The organism is Acinetobacter sp. N1-1, from assembly GCF_056711485.1.
Genome location: NZ_JBWXUO010000012.1, coordinates 321,059 through 336,037, shown reverse-complemented (window position 1 = coordinate 336,037; position 14,979 = coordinate 321,059). Strand labels below are relative to the sequence as shown.

Genomic DNA, 14,979 nt, shown 5'->3' with positions numbered 1-14,979 from the left:
AAGTGTATATGATGCATATTATGTCAGGCTAACAGTCATTCGTCATATGACAAAATTGCAACATTGTTTTAACTCGATTGTATTAATAATTTATCTATGCGTATGAAGGTATCGAAATGAAGAAAATACTACTTGCTCTAGGGCTTCTGGGGAGTATGGCTGTACATGCAGCAGATCCTCTTAATGGCACACTTTGGAAAACTATTGATGATGAAACGAATCAGCCAAAAGCATTGGTGATGTTTCATGAGCAAAAAGATGGTGTTCTTTCAGGAACAATTGAGAAAATTTTAGTACCAGGAGAAGACGGGCCATGTGATGGTTGTGAAGGGCCGTATCATAATAAACCCTTGAAAGGTGTAACCATTGTTCATCATCTAAAAAATATTGGTCATGGTGAGTATGCAAATGGTGAAATTACAGATCCTAAAAATGGTAAAACCTATAGCTTAAAAGGAGAAATCTTAAATAATGGTAAGACATTGAAGTTAAGAGGCTATTTGGGTATTTCTTTATTGGGTCGAAATCAGATTTGGCAACGTGTTCAATAAAGTATGAAAATAAAAAGTCTGCGTGATTGCAGACTTTTTTATTAAAGTTAGCCTTTTAGAGCTTTGTATTTTTCTTCGTCAAAACCAACAATAATGCCATGAGCCGTTTCTAAAACTGGACGCTTAATCATGCTTGTATTGGTTTGAAGTGTATTCATTAATTCAGATTCACTTTCTAAAGCTTGTTGCTGTTTTTGAACATCTAACTTACGCCAAGTTGTTCCTTTTTTATTTAAGATGACGTCTTTTCCTGCTTCTGCAAACCATTTCTGTAAATGTTCTGCATCAATACCTTGTTTTTTATAGTCATGAAATTCGTATTCGAGTCCAAGTGTTGTAAGTAGATCGAATGCTTTTTTCATAGAGCTACAGTTTTTTATGCCATAAATCTTTAACATTATTTTGCTATTCCTAATGTATTAGTCATAAGCCTATCGAAGAATATAAAAGATCTCTAGAGGAAAAATTAAGAAATGAGTATTATAATAGAGAAAACCCGCATTACATCATCCTGATTATGCGGGTCTCATGGTTCAACGTCCAGTGTACATCCTTAAAAATAAATTAAATCATTAACTTATTTCCTTTCCATCCTACGGCTTCCAATCCTTGTATTGTCATCCTGACATATCCCTTTGCCGTATAGATATATTGCGCTTATTTAAAATGAATGCATAGCCTCAAAAACGACAAAATTTGTAGGTCAACAACTAATGTTAAGTGAACACTTGTTCACTTATGGGTTATTTTATTGAAAATATGATACATATCATAAATATAGGTTTGTTTCAAAAAGGTTGTTTTTATAACGATATATTAAAAGTAGAATATTTTTTAGAATTAGAGTACAGATAATCACATTTTTTATTTATAGAAAAGGAGGCAACGCTTTGTTAGCCTCCTCTATTTGGATTATTTAATACGGTAGTCAATAATAACTGGTGCATGGTCGCTATACCATTGTTCACGATACACCCAAGCATTTACAGTACGAGCTTTCCAATCGGGCGAACAAGCCTGATAGTCTATACGCCATCCAACATTCTTTGCGCGAGCTTGTCCTCGATTAGACCACCATGAATACAATTCTGCTTCAGGGCGAACCTCTCTAAATGTATCGACATAGCCAAGATCATCGTACATATGATCTAGCCATGCACGCTCATGTGGTAGACAGCCCGATGAATTTTTATTGCCTGACCAATTTTTAATATCAATGCGTTTATGAACGATATTATAGTCGCCACAAATAATGATGGATTTATCTTCATCTCGCCACTGTTTTAAAATATTTTGGTAGTGTTCTAGAAAAACTTCTTTTCTTGCTTGTGCTTCATCACCAGAAGACCCAGATGGTAGATAAAGTGAGCAAATATAAACATTTTTCTCTAAACCAAGGTCAAACTCGGCAGCAGTAAAACGCCCTTGGCTGTCTGCAAGTTCAAAACCTAGTCCATCTTTTACCGATACAAAAGGCAAACGACTATATATGGCTGTACCTGCATAGCCTGCTTTTTCAGCAGGAAATAAATGTGTATGCCAGCCTTCAGGCTTAAATTGATCTGTCCATTGTACGTGAGTAATACGACTTTCTTGAATGCAAACAACATCTGCATCTGACTGCTCAAGCCATTCAAGAAGCCCTTTTTTTACCGATGCACGTAGACCATTGACGTTAAGAGAAACAACTCGAAGAATTTTTTCATCACTTGGGTAGTGATCCTTTGGTATCATATGCCAGTTTGACCTCAATATCTAAAAAATGGAGCACCGCATGACAACGCCGAATCAATTTAACCCTAAAGATTTTATTGAACTTGCCTTATCACGTGGTGTGCTTAAGTTTGGTGAGTTTACTTTAAAATCGGGACGTGTGAGCCCTTATTTTTTTAATGCTGGCTTACTCAACGATGGTGAGGCTTTATCTCTTTTAGCACAGGGTTACGCAGCACAACTCATGGCTTGTAATGATGTTGAGGTTATTTTTGGCCCAGCATATAAAGGCATCCCTTTTGTTGCAGCAACGGCAGTTGCTTTATCACAACAATATGATCAAAGTGTACCATGGGGTTTTAACCGTAAGGAAGCCAAAGACCATGGTGAAGGTGGTGTATTAGTGGGTGCATCGGTTGCAGGTAAAAAAGTATGGATTATTGATGATGTAATCACAGCGGGTACAGCAATTCGTGAAGTGGTTGAAATTCTTAAAAATGCAGGTGCAAGTATTGCAGGGGTATTGGTTGCCTTAGATCGCCAAGAGCGTGGACAAGGAAAGCTTTCTGCAATTCAAGAGGTACAAAAAGAACTTGAAATTCCAGTGCATGCATTAATTACAATGAAAGATTTGATGGATTATCTAGAACAAAAAGGTGATCAAGAAGCACTTGCTGGTATGCAGGCATATCGTGTGAAGTATGGTATTTAAATATGAGAGGAGCCGAAAGGCTCCTTTTTTATGAGGCAGATTTTAGCTCGGATAAAATATCTGTATCCTCCTCATAATCTTTAGCGACTTCCTTACAAATTGCTTGTCCAACAATAATATTTTCACCATTAAATGACATAGTTGGTGAGCCATATAGCTCCCATCCTAAATTGATGGCTTTGCTGACGCGTGCACAAAATGCAGAGTCATCAACACCTGTTAGGTAGCGATATAGCTTCATATTTTTAACTCCATGATTATTGGCTGATTATCATGACAGAGATAGCTTCTAAATTTAATAATCGTTGTAGAAATTTTACAAACAAGCAAGTTTGCAAGGTATTTTGAATTCAAAGTGATAGTATAAATACTCAGGAAAATGAAAAGTAATAGGGAAGAATATGAGAATAAATAAGGATACGGTTTTATGCATGTCATTAGCGGCAAAGCCGAGTAATTTTGGAACACGATTTCATAATTATTTATATGAAGCACTTAACTTAAATTTTATGTATAAAGCCTTTGCACCACATGATATTACACAAGCCATACTTGGTGTACGTGGGTTGCCTGTACGGGGATGCGCAGTTTCTATGCCATATAAAGAAGTGGTCATTCCTTTAGTCGATGAAATAGATGCCTCCGCACAAGAAATTCAGTCTGTAAATACTATTGTAAATACAGACGGTGTATTAAAAGCATATAATACCGACTATATTGCCATACAAAAAATTATTGAAAAACATGAAATTGATTCAAATATTCGCTTTGTGCTTAAAGGCAGTGGGGGAATGGCAAAAGCAGTTGCATTTGCATTGAAAAGTAAGGGCTTTAAAAATGGGATTATACTTGCAAAAAATGAAATATCTGGCTCTGCACTTGCAGAGGCAACGGGTTATGTGTGGAAAAAAGAACTATCCGATATAGATGAAGCTGATCTTTTAATTAATGCAACACCTGTAGGAATGCAAGGTGCAGGGTATGAACAAGAGCTTTCTTTTTCAGAAACTGTAATACAGCGTGCTCAAATTATTTTTGATGTCGTTGCACTGCCTGAAAGTACACCCTTAATTCAGATTGCTCAAAAATATAGTAAAAAAACAATTTCAGGTTCTGAGGTTTTTGCATTACAGGCATTAGAGCAGTTTTACTTATATACAGGGGTTTATCCTGAAAAAGAATTATTTCATGCTGCTGCGACCTTTTCTCGTATAGTCTGATCGCAGTATGATGAACTAAACTTTAATTGCATGAGAAGAAAATAATGCGCGTACTTGTAGTGATGGATCCGATTGAGCAAGTCAATGTAAAAAAAGATTCGACAATGGCAATGCTGTGGGCAGCGTCTAGGCGTGGTCATGAACTTGGTTATGTGTTACAGCAAGATTTATACATTAATCAAGGTAAAGCATATGGTCTTATCTCACCACTTCAAGTTTTTGAAAATTCAGAAAAATACTATGAATTGGGTGAGAAAAAATCACAATCATTGGCTGAATATGATGTGGTATTAATGAGAAAAGACCCTCCTTTCGACATGAACTTTGTGTATACAACTTATATTTTAGAGCAGGCCGAAAGAGAAGGTGCTTGGGTTATTAATAAGCCTCAATCATTGCGTGATTGCAATGAAAAGCTTTTTGCGACTCAATTTCCTGAACTACAAGTACCGACACTTGTAACTTCTCAGCAATCATTGATTCGAGAGTTTATTCAAACGCATCAAGATGTCATTGTAAAACCCCTTGATGGTATGGGTGGAAGTGGAATATTCCGTTTAAATGCACAAGGTGCAAATATTGGCTCAACATTAGAAATGTTAACGGAACTAGGTAAGCAACCAATCATGGCACAACGTTATATTCCTGAAATTACAGCAGGGGATAAACGTATTCTTATGGTCAATGGAGAGCCAATTCCTTACTGCTTAGCACGTATTCCACAAAATGGTGAAGTCCGTGGTAATTTGGCAGCAGGTGGTCTTGGTGAGGCTCGACCACTTACAGAAAAAGATAAAGAAATTGCAGCTAAAGTTGGTCCAATATTACGTGAAAAAGGACTTATTTTTGTAGGTCTAGATGTGATTGGTGAGTATGTCACAGAAATTAACGTAACAAGTCCAACATGTATTCGTGAAATTGATTCTCAATTTGGAACATCTATTGCAGATACGTTATTCGATATGCTTGAACAAGGTCGAGTGAGTTAAGTATTAATAGCATTGATATGAGAGTAAGCGCTCATATCAATGATTGTGATTTTTTTTGCACTTTATATAAAATATAGGACTTGGGTTGTAATTTTTGTCTTATACAGAGTAGACTAATCAATAATTTAGTCCAAAAATCTAGCTATTACTGAATTTATATGATGAGTTGATATATATAAATTGATTGTTTAGTCTAAAATATATAGTGCCTATCATAAACTTCTTATTCAGAGAGAAAGCCATACAATGGTGCAATTCTTCTAAAATTGTTTAAACGATGTGAAAATCGTTCACGCATGAAGTAGTTTATGATTACAATAAGAAGATATGAAAATTTAATAGTTTATAACTGAAGTATTATACACGTGAGCAACTCTCAAAAGTCCCAATCTAAACATATTCTTATGATGGCCGCAGGAACAGGTGGTCATGTCTTTCCTGCGCTTGCCGTAGCAAAATTACTACAACAACAAGGGCATCAAATTTCATGGCTAGCAACACCAAATGGTATGGAAAATAGATTACTTCAAAATGAAGCTATTCCAATTTATCCAATTGATATTCAGGGTGTGAGAGGAAATGGTCTTATTCGTAAAATTATTGCTCCTTTCAAGATTTTAAAAGCTACGTTTGCGGTCATTAAAATTATTCAACAGCAAAAAATTGATGTTGTTGCAAGTTTTGGCGGGTATGTTGCAGGGCCAGGTGGCTTAGCTGCGCGTGCACTTGGCATTCCAGTTTTAGTTCATGAACAAAATGCTGTTGCTGGTTTTACCAATCTTCAACTTGCACGTATGGCCAAGAAGATTTGCCAAGCGTTTCCAAAAACCTTTCCTGAAAGTGAAAAAGTGGTGACGACAGGCAATCCTGTACGTGCAGAAATTGCGCAAATACTGAGTCCAGCATGGCGTTATGAGCAACGAGAAAAAAACAATCAGCCTTTGAATATCTTGGTTGTCGGTGGTTCTTTAGGTGCTCAAGCACTCAATGAAACATTACCCGAAGCATTTAAACAGCTTACGGTGCCATTACAGATTACACATCAATGCGGTCAACAAAAGTTAGAAGCAACACAGGCAAAATATCAGGGTTTACCTGCTCATATTCAAGTCAATACCGTTCCATTTATTGAAGATATGGCAAAAGCATATAGTGATGCCGATTTAATTATTTGTAGAGCGGGAGCACTTACAGTTACTGAGGTGGCAACGGCAGGCGTTGCATCTGTATTTATTCCACTGCCAAGTGCTGTAGATGATCATCAAACAGCAAATGCAAAATTTTTATCAGATATTGGTGCGGCTAAGCTTTGTCCACAGGCAACGTTTACAGTGGAACATGCTGTAGATGTACTAGCACCATTAATGAACCGTAAGTTCTTATCTGAAATGGCAGTGAAAGCTCGCCAACATGCACAACCAAATGCGACAGAACAAGTCGCTCATTTAATTGAAACATTATAGTTAGAGAGTTATATGTCTCCAGCAATTCCTGCTCAACAAGCAAAAAAATTGATTAAAGTTCCTGAAATGCGTCGTATTAAGCATATTCATTTTGTAGGTATTGGTGGTGCTGGTATGTGTGGTATAGCCGAGGTGTTAAAAAACCAAGGTTATCATGTATCAGGGTCTGATATTAAAGCTTCAAAAACAACAGCGCAATTAGAAAAAGATGGGTTAACTGTTTTTATTGGTCACTCTGCAGATAATGTAAAAAATGCAGATGTAATTGTGGTTTCTACAGCAATTGATCCTGAAAACCCAGAGATTAAAGCAGCAATAGAACAGCGTATTCCATTGGTTCGCCGTGCAGAAATGTTAGGTGAGTTGATGCGTTACCGTCATGGAATTGCGGTTGCAGGTACACATGGAAAAACGACAACAACAAGCTTGCTTACAACGATGCTCGCAGAGGAAAACTTTGATCCTACGTATGTGATTGGTGGTTTGCTCAATAGTACAGGTGTAAATGCAGCATTGGGAGAAAGTCGCTTTATTGTTGCAGAGGCAGATGAATCAGATGCGTCATTCCTGTATTTACAACCAATGGCTGCAATTATTACCAATATAGATGCAGACCATATGGATACTTATGAAGGAAGCTTCGATAAGTTAAAAGATACCTTTGTTGAATTTACACGTAGATTACCATTTTATGGCTTAGCAGTGGTCTGCGGAGATGATGCAAATATTCGCGAAATTATGCCAAGACTTGCACGTCCAATACTGACGTATGGTTTTGAAGAAGATAATGATATTCGTGCAATTGATATCCTACAAGATGGTATGCAGTCGCACTTTACAGTACTTCGTAAAGGGCATGAACCATTACGTTTAACCATTAATCAGCCAGGATTGCATAATGTACTCAATGCATTGGCTGCTATTGGTGTTGCTACAGATGAAGGTGTTTCTGATGCTGCTATTAGCCGTGCCTTAGCAGGATTTAGTGGTGTTGGTCGTAGATTCCAAATTCAAGGTGAATATGCGCTTGATAACGGGACTGTCAAATTAATTGATGATTATGGTCATCACCCTAAAGAAGTAGATGCAACGATTAAAGCTGCGCGTCAGAGTCACCCAGATCGCCGTTTAGTTATGGTTTTTCAGCCCCATCGTTTCTCTAGAACACGTGATTGTTTCGATGACTTTGTAGATGTACTTTCACAAGTAGATCAGCTTATTTTATTAGAGGTTTATCCTGCGGGTGAGAAGCCAGTAGTTGGTGCGGACAGTCGTGCGTTGGCACGTAGTATTCGCTTGCGTGGTCAGGTTGAACCGATACTTGTCGATCCAATAGATGAAAAGCATCTTGAAAGTGTAATTAAAGGCGTATTAAAGTCAAATGATTTAGTGCTAACGCAAGGTGCGGGCAATGTTGGCGCGATTTCTGCAGAGTTAGCACAAAAGAAATTGTTTTTGTAAATCGTTCAATAGGTTTTATCATTATTTAAAGTTTAAGGAAATAAATGTGTCAAATGCTTCTAAATTCGGCAAAGTTGCGGTCTTACTTGGCGGTTGTTCTGCTGAAAGAGATGTCTCTTTAGATAGTGGGAAATCAGTACTTACATCTTTATTAAATTCAGGTGTACAGGCTGAAGCATTTGACCCTAAAGAGCGTTCCGTTACAGAACTTGTAAATTATGATCGTGCGTTTATTGTCTTGCATGGTCGTGGTGGTGAGGATGGTCAAATTCAGGGTGTGCTTGAATGGCTTAACATACCTTATACTGGAACAGGCGTACAAGGTTCTGCAATAGGTATGGATAAAGTAAAAACTAAGCAGATTTGGCAGGGGAGTGATTTGCCGACTGCGCCTTACCGTATTGTAACTAAAGAAACCCCTGTAAATGATGTAATTGAAGCTTTAGGTCTACCACTCATTATTAAACCAGTACATGAAGGCTCTAGTATTGGTATGAGCAAGGTTGAAAAAGCTGAAGACTTTGCGACAGCTATTGCTAAAGCAACAGCACTAGATGATGTGGTTATGGCCGAAAAATGGATTACAGGTCGTGAATATACGATTGTAGTGCTGAATGGTCAGGCATTGCCAGTTATTCGTTTGCAGCCACCTGAAGACGTTGCATTTTATGATTATGACGCAAAGTATCAGCGTAATGATGTGCAATATGGTATTCCAAGTGGTTTATCTGCTGAAGATGAAGAAGCACTACAGTCATTAACTTTACGTGCTTTCCAAGCAGTTGGTGCAAGTGGTTGGGGACGTATAGATGCAATGCAAGATGAGCATGGCAATTTTTGGTTGCTTGAGGTGAACACTGTACCGGGAATGACCAGTCATTCGCTTGTACCGAAAGCTGCACAAGCAGTCGGTTATAGCTTTGATGAGTTGTGTTTGGCAATTTTAGAACAAACAATAAAAGCGGCTGGCTAGTTATGGCTCAACTACCTGCTTCAATGCGCCGTAAACCTACGGTAGCAGTGACTTCTATTCACGATAAGCCACCATCGAAAAAAGAGACGATTGCAAATTTAGGAGGGTGGTTACTTCTTATTTTTGCAACTGTGGTTGCTTTGGCAGGTGCTTATGGATTGTATAAAGTTATTACAGATGCACATGTTGCTGATTTAGATGTTGTAGGTACAGATTCAACTATAGAAAACCAACAAGTAGTAAGCTATGTTCAACCTATTGTAAAAAATAATTATTTTACTGCCGATTTAGAGCAAATTCGTGATCGAGCGTTAGATATTTCATGGGTTGACCATGTGGTTGTTTCTCGTGCATGGCCAAACCAAATTCGATTGCGTATTATTCCCCAGCATCCTGTGGCACGTTGGGGGACGGGTCGCTTACTTAGTGATAATGGTACAGTGTTTAAAGAAGCTGTACCTCAAAATCATGCGAATTTGCCATTGTTACATGGTCCTGCAACACAAGCACAACTTATGATGCGTCGTTACAATGAAATTAATCAATTGTTTCAACCGTTAAATTTACATTTAAAAGAACTATATTTAACTGAGCGCATGACATGGTTTATGCAGTTTGATACAGGTTTAAGGGTTATTGTTGACCAAGATCAAACGATGGGTAAGTTGCAACGTCTCAGTCAAATGGCTTCAAGAGATTTAGAGCCTGTATGGTCACAAATTACAACAATTGACTTACGTTATAGAAATGGCCTATCTATTCAATGGAAAGGTCATCCACCTGTATTGCATGGTCAATTTGTTGTAACGAATAGTGACTCTCCCATTGCAGGAATAGAGAAGAGCAAGCGATAATACGCGGTTTAACATAGCAGGCGTATATACGCCAAAATTAATGATAAATAAATGGTATTAGGTAATGAGTGACGCTGTTTCCTCAGTTGTAGCAATAGATATTGGAACGCATAAAATTGCGGTTCTAATAGGAAAGGTACATTCTCCTGACAATATTGAAGTTGTGGGGATGGCCACCGCGCGAAACCGTGGAATGAGTAAGGGCAAAATAGTCAGTTTAGATAAGGTGATTGCTGCAATAAAAAATGCAGTATCAGAGGCAGAAGATATGGCTGAATGTCGTATTCACTCTGCATGGGTATCTATTCCAAGTACAGACTTGAAAAGCTTTTATGCAGTTGGTACGACACCTATTCAGAATCCTGAAAAAATAATAACAACCAATGAAGTTGTACGCGCATTAGAACTTGCGAAAGAGCAACATATTATACCTGACTATTATTTATCTAGTGCTGTTCCTTTAGGGTTTGAACTCGATGGTACAGATCAATGGGTCGTGAATCCTGTAGAAATGTCAGCACAGCAGATCACTGGGCACTATCAACTAATGATGCTACCTATCAATACCATGCAAAACCTTGATCGAGCAATGAAAGGGGCAAGTATTGGTGTAGAGAAGATGGTCATTTCTTGTCTTCCGACATCTGAAGCAAGTCTATTGCAAGATGAAAAAGACTATGGTGTATGCCTTATTGATATAGGTGCAAGTACCACCAGTGTTGCTGTATATCTAGATGGTCGACTTGCTTTGACACAAACCTATACTATTGGTGGTGAAAATGTCACACGAGATATTGCAGCAGTATTGCAAACAACCACTGAAGAAGCTGAGAGGCTGAAAGTTTTACATGGTTGTATCGATTTAAATGCAGTAAAACCAGATCATATGATACAAGTACAAGGGATTGAAGGACCTCAAACGATTAGTCGTATAGAGCTTAGCGAGATTATTATTGCGCGCTATGAGGAAATTTTAAACAAAATTCGCAATGATTTAGAAGGCACGGGTGCAATTCATGGTCTATATCATGGTATTGTTCTAACAGGAGATGCATGCCAAATTGAAGGTATGGTTAATTTCACACGTAGAGTGGTTGGAATATCTGCACATCTTGGAAATGCGCCAATACAAGTAACAGCAGTGGATGAGTTGCTTCCTGCATTGCGTCGTTCACAATATGCAACGGCAGCAGGGTTACTTATGTATAGCCAAAGAGAAATCTCGGAGGCATTTGATGTGCAAAGTGATGAAGAAGATCAAACGTTTGTAGAGCGTTTAAAAAGTGGATGGAATACATTAAATAATAAGCTGAAGTCAATTTTTTAAGTTAAACTCAGTTTAGAAGTTGTAGGGATATTGTAAGTGCGAATGTTGATACTTGACAAAGGTCACTCTCTCACTTCATCCTAAAAAAAATTTGTATTTTTAATTATGAAGTGCAAGGCAGTATACGGGCTCAAGTGGCTGCCAATAAACATTAGGAACGCTCAAGGTCATGGCCTCATTTGAATTTTTAGACGACGAACAACTTGATGGTAACGGTCAAGCCCGTTTCACTGTATTTGGTGTAGGTGGTGGGGGCGGTAATGCTGTTCAGCACATGGTGCAATCAGATATTAAAGGTGTGAAGTTTGTTTGTGCAAATACAGATAAACAAGCATTAGACCGTATGAATGCACCCTTTAAAATCCAACTAGGTGAGCAAAGCACACGAGGACTTGGTGCGGGTGCAAACCCTGAAGTGGGTCAAATTGCAGCAGAAGAAAGTCGTGAGCAAATTCGTCAGCACTTAGAAGGTGCAGATATGGTATTTGTAACCGCAGGTATGGGCGGTGGTACAGGTACAGGTGCAGCACCAGTGGTTGCAGAAGTTGCTAAAGAGATGGGGCTGCTTACTGTTGGTGTTGTTACGACACCATTTAACTTTGAAGGTCGCCGTCGCCAAAAATCTGCAGAAAAAGGGATTGAGGCACTAGAGCAATTTGTAGATTCATTAATTATTATTCCAAATGAACGCTTATTGAATGTCTATGGCGATATTTCAATGCAAGATGCTTATCGTAAAGCAGATGATGTGTTACTAAGTGCTGTACGCAGTATTTTTGATTTGGTTGTACGTCCGGGGCATATTAACCTCGACTTCGCCGATTTAAAAACAGCAATGAGTACACGTGGTTATGCAATGATGGGTGAAGGCAAGAGCTCTGGCCCAGAGCGTGCTGAAGAGGCTGCACGTTTAGCAATTCGTAGTCCATTACTCGATAATGTAAATATTATGAATGCCAAAGGCGCGCTCATTAATATTACAGGTGGTAATGACGTTACTTTACGCGAAACGCAAATTATTACTGATGTTGTGAACCAAATTGTTGATTTAGATGAAGGTGAAATCTTCTTTGGAACAGTTTTTGATCCAGAGGCACGTGATGAGATTCGTGTAACTGTGATTGCAACGGGGCTGACTCGTAATGCAAATAAGCAAGAAACTCGACCTTCAAAAGTTGCTGTGCATCAAGCTGCACATCAGCAAGCAGCACGCCAACAACCAGTGTCTGAAGATGAGATTCCTGCAATTCAGCGACAACAACAGGCTGAAAATGCATCACAACATGAACCAACTGCTGCACAGTCGAATGCAAGACCAAGTCCAATGAGTATTCAGGAATACCTTAAAAAACAACAAGGTAGGTAATATTTGCTTGCCCGATGGTTTTAATCTAAAAAAAGGTAGGTGTTTCATCTACCTTTTTTCTTTTTTATCAATGGCTAAATGTGCTAACGTATAGCCGATTTATAGGTAGAAGATGAGTACAGATGTTGAAACAACGTACCCTCAAACGTGTTGTTAAAGCCAGCGGAATTGGTTTGCATAGCGGACAAAAAGTAATGATTAATTTTGTGCCGCATACGGTTGATTCGGGCATTGTTTTTCGTCGTATTGATGTTGAGCCACCTATGGATATTCCAGCAGATGCGATGCTTATTCAGGAAGCATTTATGTGCTCCAACCTCATTCAAGGTGACTTGAAGGTTGGGACAATTGAGCATGTCATGAGTGCAATTGCTGCATTAGGTATTGATAACCTCATTGTAGAGGTGTCTGCATCTGAAGCACCTATTATGGATGGTAGCGCTGGACCATTTATTTATTTACTTATGCAAGGTGGACTTGTTGAGCAAGATGCACCGAAGAAATTTATTAAGATTCTAAAACCTGTTGATGCTCAAATTAATGATAAAACGGCGAAGTTCTCGCCACATGATGGTTTTCAGTTAAACTTTACAATCGATTTTGATCACCCCGCTTTTGCAAGAGAGTATCAGTCTGCAACAATCGACTTCTCTACAGAAACATTTGTATATGAAGTAAGTGATGCACGTACATTTGGTTTTATGAAAGACTTAGACTTTTTAAAGGCCAATAATTTGGCTTTAGGGGCAAGCTTAGAAAATGCAATTGGTGTTGATGAAAATGGTGTAGTGAATGAAGAAGGTCTGCGCTATAACGATGAGTTTGTCCGCCATAAAATTTTAGATGCAGTTGGTGATCTTTATTTATTGGGGTATCAGGTTATTGCAAAGTTCGATGCGTATAAATCAGGACATGCACTGAATAACCAACTATTGCGTAATGTGAAAAGTGACCCTTCGTCTTATGAAATTGTAACATTTGATGATATTAAAAACTGTCCTATCCCTTATGTCGGTGTAATTTAAGCAATTCATAGAAAATATATGTTTGTTTAAAAACGTGAACTAAAATTGCTCATATTTGTGAAACATATAATAATTGAGCACGTTACTTTTTGTGATTAACAAAATTAAGTAGTGCTTGGCTAAGTTTTGGGTCAGTTACAAAACTTGCAGCACTTTTAAGCATATTTTGTGTTTCCTCAGGAAGAGGTTGAGATACTTTAGGTGTATTAGGAATATTTTTTTTAGGGCGTAATCTGACATTGATTCTTTCTAAGTCTTTGAAAGCATCAAGTGCTGTGAGCTTTTGCACGTAGTTTTTTTGCAAATAGCCAAGTTGACTAATCATTGCCTGATTTTCACCTGTTAATGTCAAGATACCATGTTGGTAACATGCAACCTGCCAGTTTTCGGGTTGTGGTAAAAGCGGCTGAATAATGTTTGTAAGCTTTTGCCAATATGCCACTTGTTGAGTTAAGTGTTTTACATTACTTGATTTATTTGTTTTTTTATTTGCTGTTTCGAAAAACTTGGTGGGTTGTGACATTGCATTACTCTGTTTATAAATGACAAGGATAGTAATGTGATTGAGTTGAGTCAAACAAGAAATATGAAACGGTTTAGGTTTAACCTAACATAAATGGGAAGATTTATGCGCCGTATTTTTTTTGCGTTATCTATGATTGCATCAACACCATTTACCTATGCAGATTTAATTGAAAATTATAGCAGTCAAGAGGATATTAAATCAGGTAGGCAGCAAAGTGGTTTGGATAAAAAATATCCATCAAAGATTGTAGCCAATGTAGTATCCAGAAATAAAAAGTTTTCAGAAAAAAATGCTGTGATGCAATGGTTGAAACAACATCCACTTCCAAATACGCGTATGAGTTCAGATTTTGGTGAGCGTATTATGTTTGGGAAAAGGGAAGGGCATTCAGGTGTCGATTTTGCCGCACCAACGGGAACGCCTATTTTGTCTTCAGGCTCAGGATTAATTGTTAGAGCAGGTTGGGTGAAAGGATATGGTCAATTTATCGAAATTAATCATGGTAATGGTTATTTAACACGTTATGGACATGCTTCACGGTTATTGGTTAAAGTTGGTGACTATGTAAATGCGGGTGATGAAATTGCAAAGGTAGGTTGTACTGGCAGGTGTACAGGTGCACATCTACACTATGAAATTGTACTTGATGGAAAGCGTAAAAACCCTGAAACTTATTTAGCAATGCTGCCATAAGTTGCATATAAAAACTGATGTATAATATGGTTAGTGAACTCTGTATAAGCTAGAAAAATAGGGCTTTAGCATTGAATTACTTACATCGTAATTTTGTGTTTAAAGT

General features: G+C 38.0%; 16 protein-coding genes. 12 read left to right on the top strand and 4 right to left on the bottom strand.

What is annotated here, in order from left to right; all coding sequences use genetic code 11:
* Positions 1-116: 116 nt before the first annotated feature.
* Complete coding sequence (locus AC1MPL_RS01805; RefSeq protein ID WP_479763760.1) at positions 117-551, top strand: DUF2147 domain-containing protein; 435 nt, start codon at positions 117-119, stop codon at positions 549-551.
* A gap of 47 nt (positions 552-598) precedes the next feature.
* On the opposite strand, the gene AC1MPL_RS01800 is transcribed toward AC1MPL_RS01805, so the two are convergent.
* The gene (locus tag AC1MPL_RS01800; protein ID WP_479763758.1) at positions 599-949 is read right to left on the bottom strand and encodes a Spx/MgsR family RNA polymerase-binding regulatory protein; all 351 of its coding nucleotides are present in this window, start codon (positions 947-949) and stop codon (positions 599-601) included.
* Positions 950-1,463: 514 nt separating this feature from the next.
* Positions 1,464-2,285, bottom strand: coding sequence for an exodeoxyribonuclease III (locus AC1MPL_RS01795; RefSeq protein WP_023273217.1), 822 nt, complete (start codon positions 2,283-2,285; stop codon positions 1,464-1,466).
* A 40-nt stretch (positions 2,286-2,325) separates the two neighbouring features.
* Here AC1MPL_RS01795 and pyrE point away from each other — a divergent pair, with 40 nt between their 5' ends.
* On the top strand, positions 2,326-2,976 hold the full coding sequence (gene pyrE / locus AC1MPL_RS01790; RefSeq protein ID WP_479763756.1) for an orotate phosphoribosyltransferase: 651 nt from the start codon (positions 2,326-2,328) through the stop codon (positions 2,974-2,976).
* A gap of 28 nt (positions 2,977-3,004) precedes the next feature.
* Here pyrE and AC1MPL_RS01785 read toward each other — a convergent pair whose 3' ends face one another.
* Positions 3,005-3,217, bottom strand: coding sequence for a DUF1737 domain-containing protein (locus tag AC1MPL_RS01785; protein WP_479763754.1), 213 nt, complete (start codon positions 3,215-3,217; stop codon positions 3,005-3,007).
* Between the two features lie 160 nt (positions 3,218-3,377).
* Between AC1MPL_RS01785 and AC1MPL_RS01780 the strand changes: the two genes are divergently transcribed.
* The 9 genes from AC1MPL_RS01780 (at position 3,378) to lpxC (ending at position 13,654) form a co-directional block, all read left to right on the top strand.
* Complete coding sequence (locus AC1MPL_RS01780; protein ID WP_479763752.1) at positions 3,378-4,196, top strand: shikimate 5-dehydrogenase; 819 nt, start codon at positions 3,378-3,380, stop codon at positions 4,194-4,196.
* 44 nt (positions 4,197-4,240) lie between these two features.
* Positions 4,241-5,185, top strand: a complete 945-nt coding sequence (gene gshB, locus AC1MPL_RS01775; protein ID WP_479763751.1) for a glutathione synthase — start codon at positions 4,241-4,243, stop codon at positions 5,183-5,185.
* A gap of 365 nt (positions 5,186-5,550) precedes the next feature.
* Complete coding sequence (gene murG, locus AC1MPL_RS01770; protein WP_479763749.1) at positions 5,551-6,648, top strand: undecaprenyldiphospho-muramoylpentapeptide beta-N-acetylglucosaminyltransferase; 1,098 nt, start codon at positions 5,551-5,553, stop codon at positions 6,646-6,648.
* Between the two features lie 12 nt (positions 6,649-6,660).
* Entirely contained in the window at positions 6,661-8,109 is a 1,449-nt protein-coding gene (murC, locus tag AC1MPL_RS01765; protein ID WP_479763748.1) for a UDP-N-acetylmuramate--L-alanine ligase, read from the top strand.
* Between the two features lie 46 nt (positions 8,110-8,155).
* Positions 8,156-9,082, top strand: coding sequence for a D-alanine--D-alanine ligase (locus AC1MPL_RS01760; RefSeq protein ID WP_479763746.1), 927 nt, complete (start codon positions 8,156-8,158; stop codon positions 9,080-9,082).
* 2 nt (positions 9,083-9,084) lie between these two features.
* Entirely contained in the window at positions 9,085-9,936 is an 852-nt protein-coding gene (locus tag AC1MPL_RS01755; protein WP_479763744.1) for a cell division protein FtsQ/DivIB, read from the top strand.
* 64 nt (positions 9,937-10,000) lie between these two features.
* Positions 10,001-11,263: a cell division protein FtsA gene (ftsA, locus tag AC1MPL_RS01750; protein WP_479763742.1), complete on the top strand. Its 1,263-nt coding sequence runs from the start codon at positions 10,001-10,003 to the stop codon at positions 11,261-11,263.
* Between the two features lie 169 nt (positions 11,264-11,432).
* Positions 11,433-12,629, top strand: a complete 1,197-nt coding sequence (gene ftsZ / locus AC1MPL_RS01745) for a cell division protein FtsZ (protein ID WP_479763740.1) — start codon at positions 11,433-11,435, stop codon at positions 12,627-12,629.
* Between the two features lie 122 nt (positions 12,630-12,751).
* Complete coding sequence (gene lpxC / locus AC1MPL_RS01740; RefSeq protein ID WP_479763739.1) at positions 12,752-13,654, top strand: UDP-3-O-acyl-N-acetylglucosamine deacetylase; 903 nt, start codon at positions 12,752-12,754, stop codon at positions 13,652-13,654.
* Between the two features lie 82 nt (positions 13,655-13,736).
* On the opposite strand, the gene AC1MPL_RS01735 is transcribed toward lpxC, so the two are convergent.
* Positions 13,737-14,177 (bottom strand): DUF721 domain-containing protein, encoded by a 441-nt coding sequence (locus AC1MPL_RS01735; protein WP_479763737.1) that lies wholly within the window; start codon positions 14,175-14,177, stop codon positions 13,737-13,739.
* A gap of 105 nt (positions 14,178-14,282) precedes the next feature.
* On the opposite strand from AC1MPL_RS01735, the gene AC1MPL_RS01730 reads away from it, so the two are divergent.
* Positions 14,283-14,873 (top strand): M23 family metallopeptidase, encoded by a 591-nt coding sequence (locus AC1MPL_RS01730; protein WP_479763735.1) that lies wholly within the window; start codon positions 14,283-14,285, stop codon positions 14,871-14,873.
* Positions 14,874-14,979: the final 106 nt, after the last annotated feature.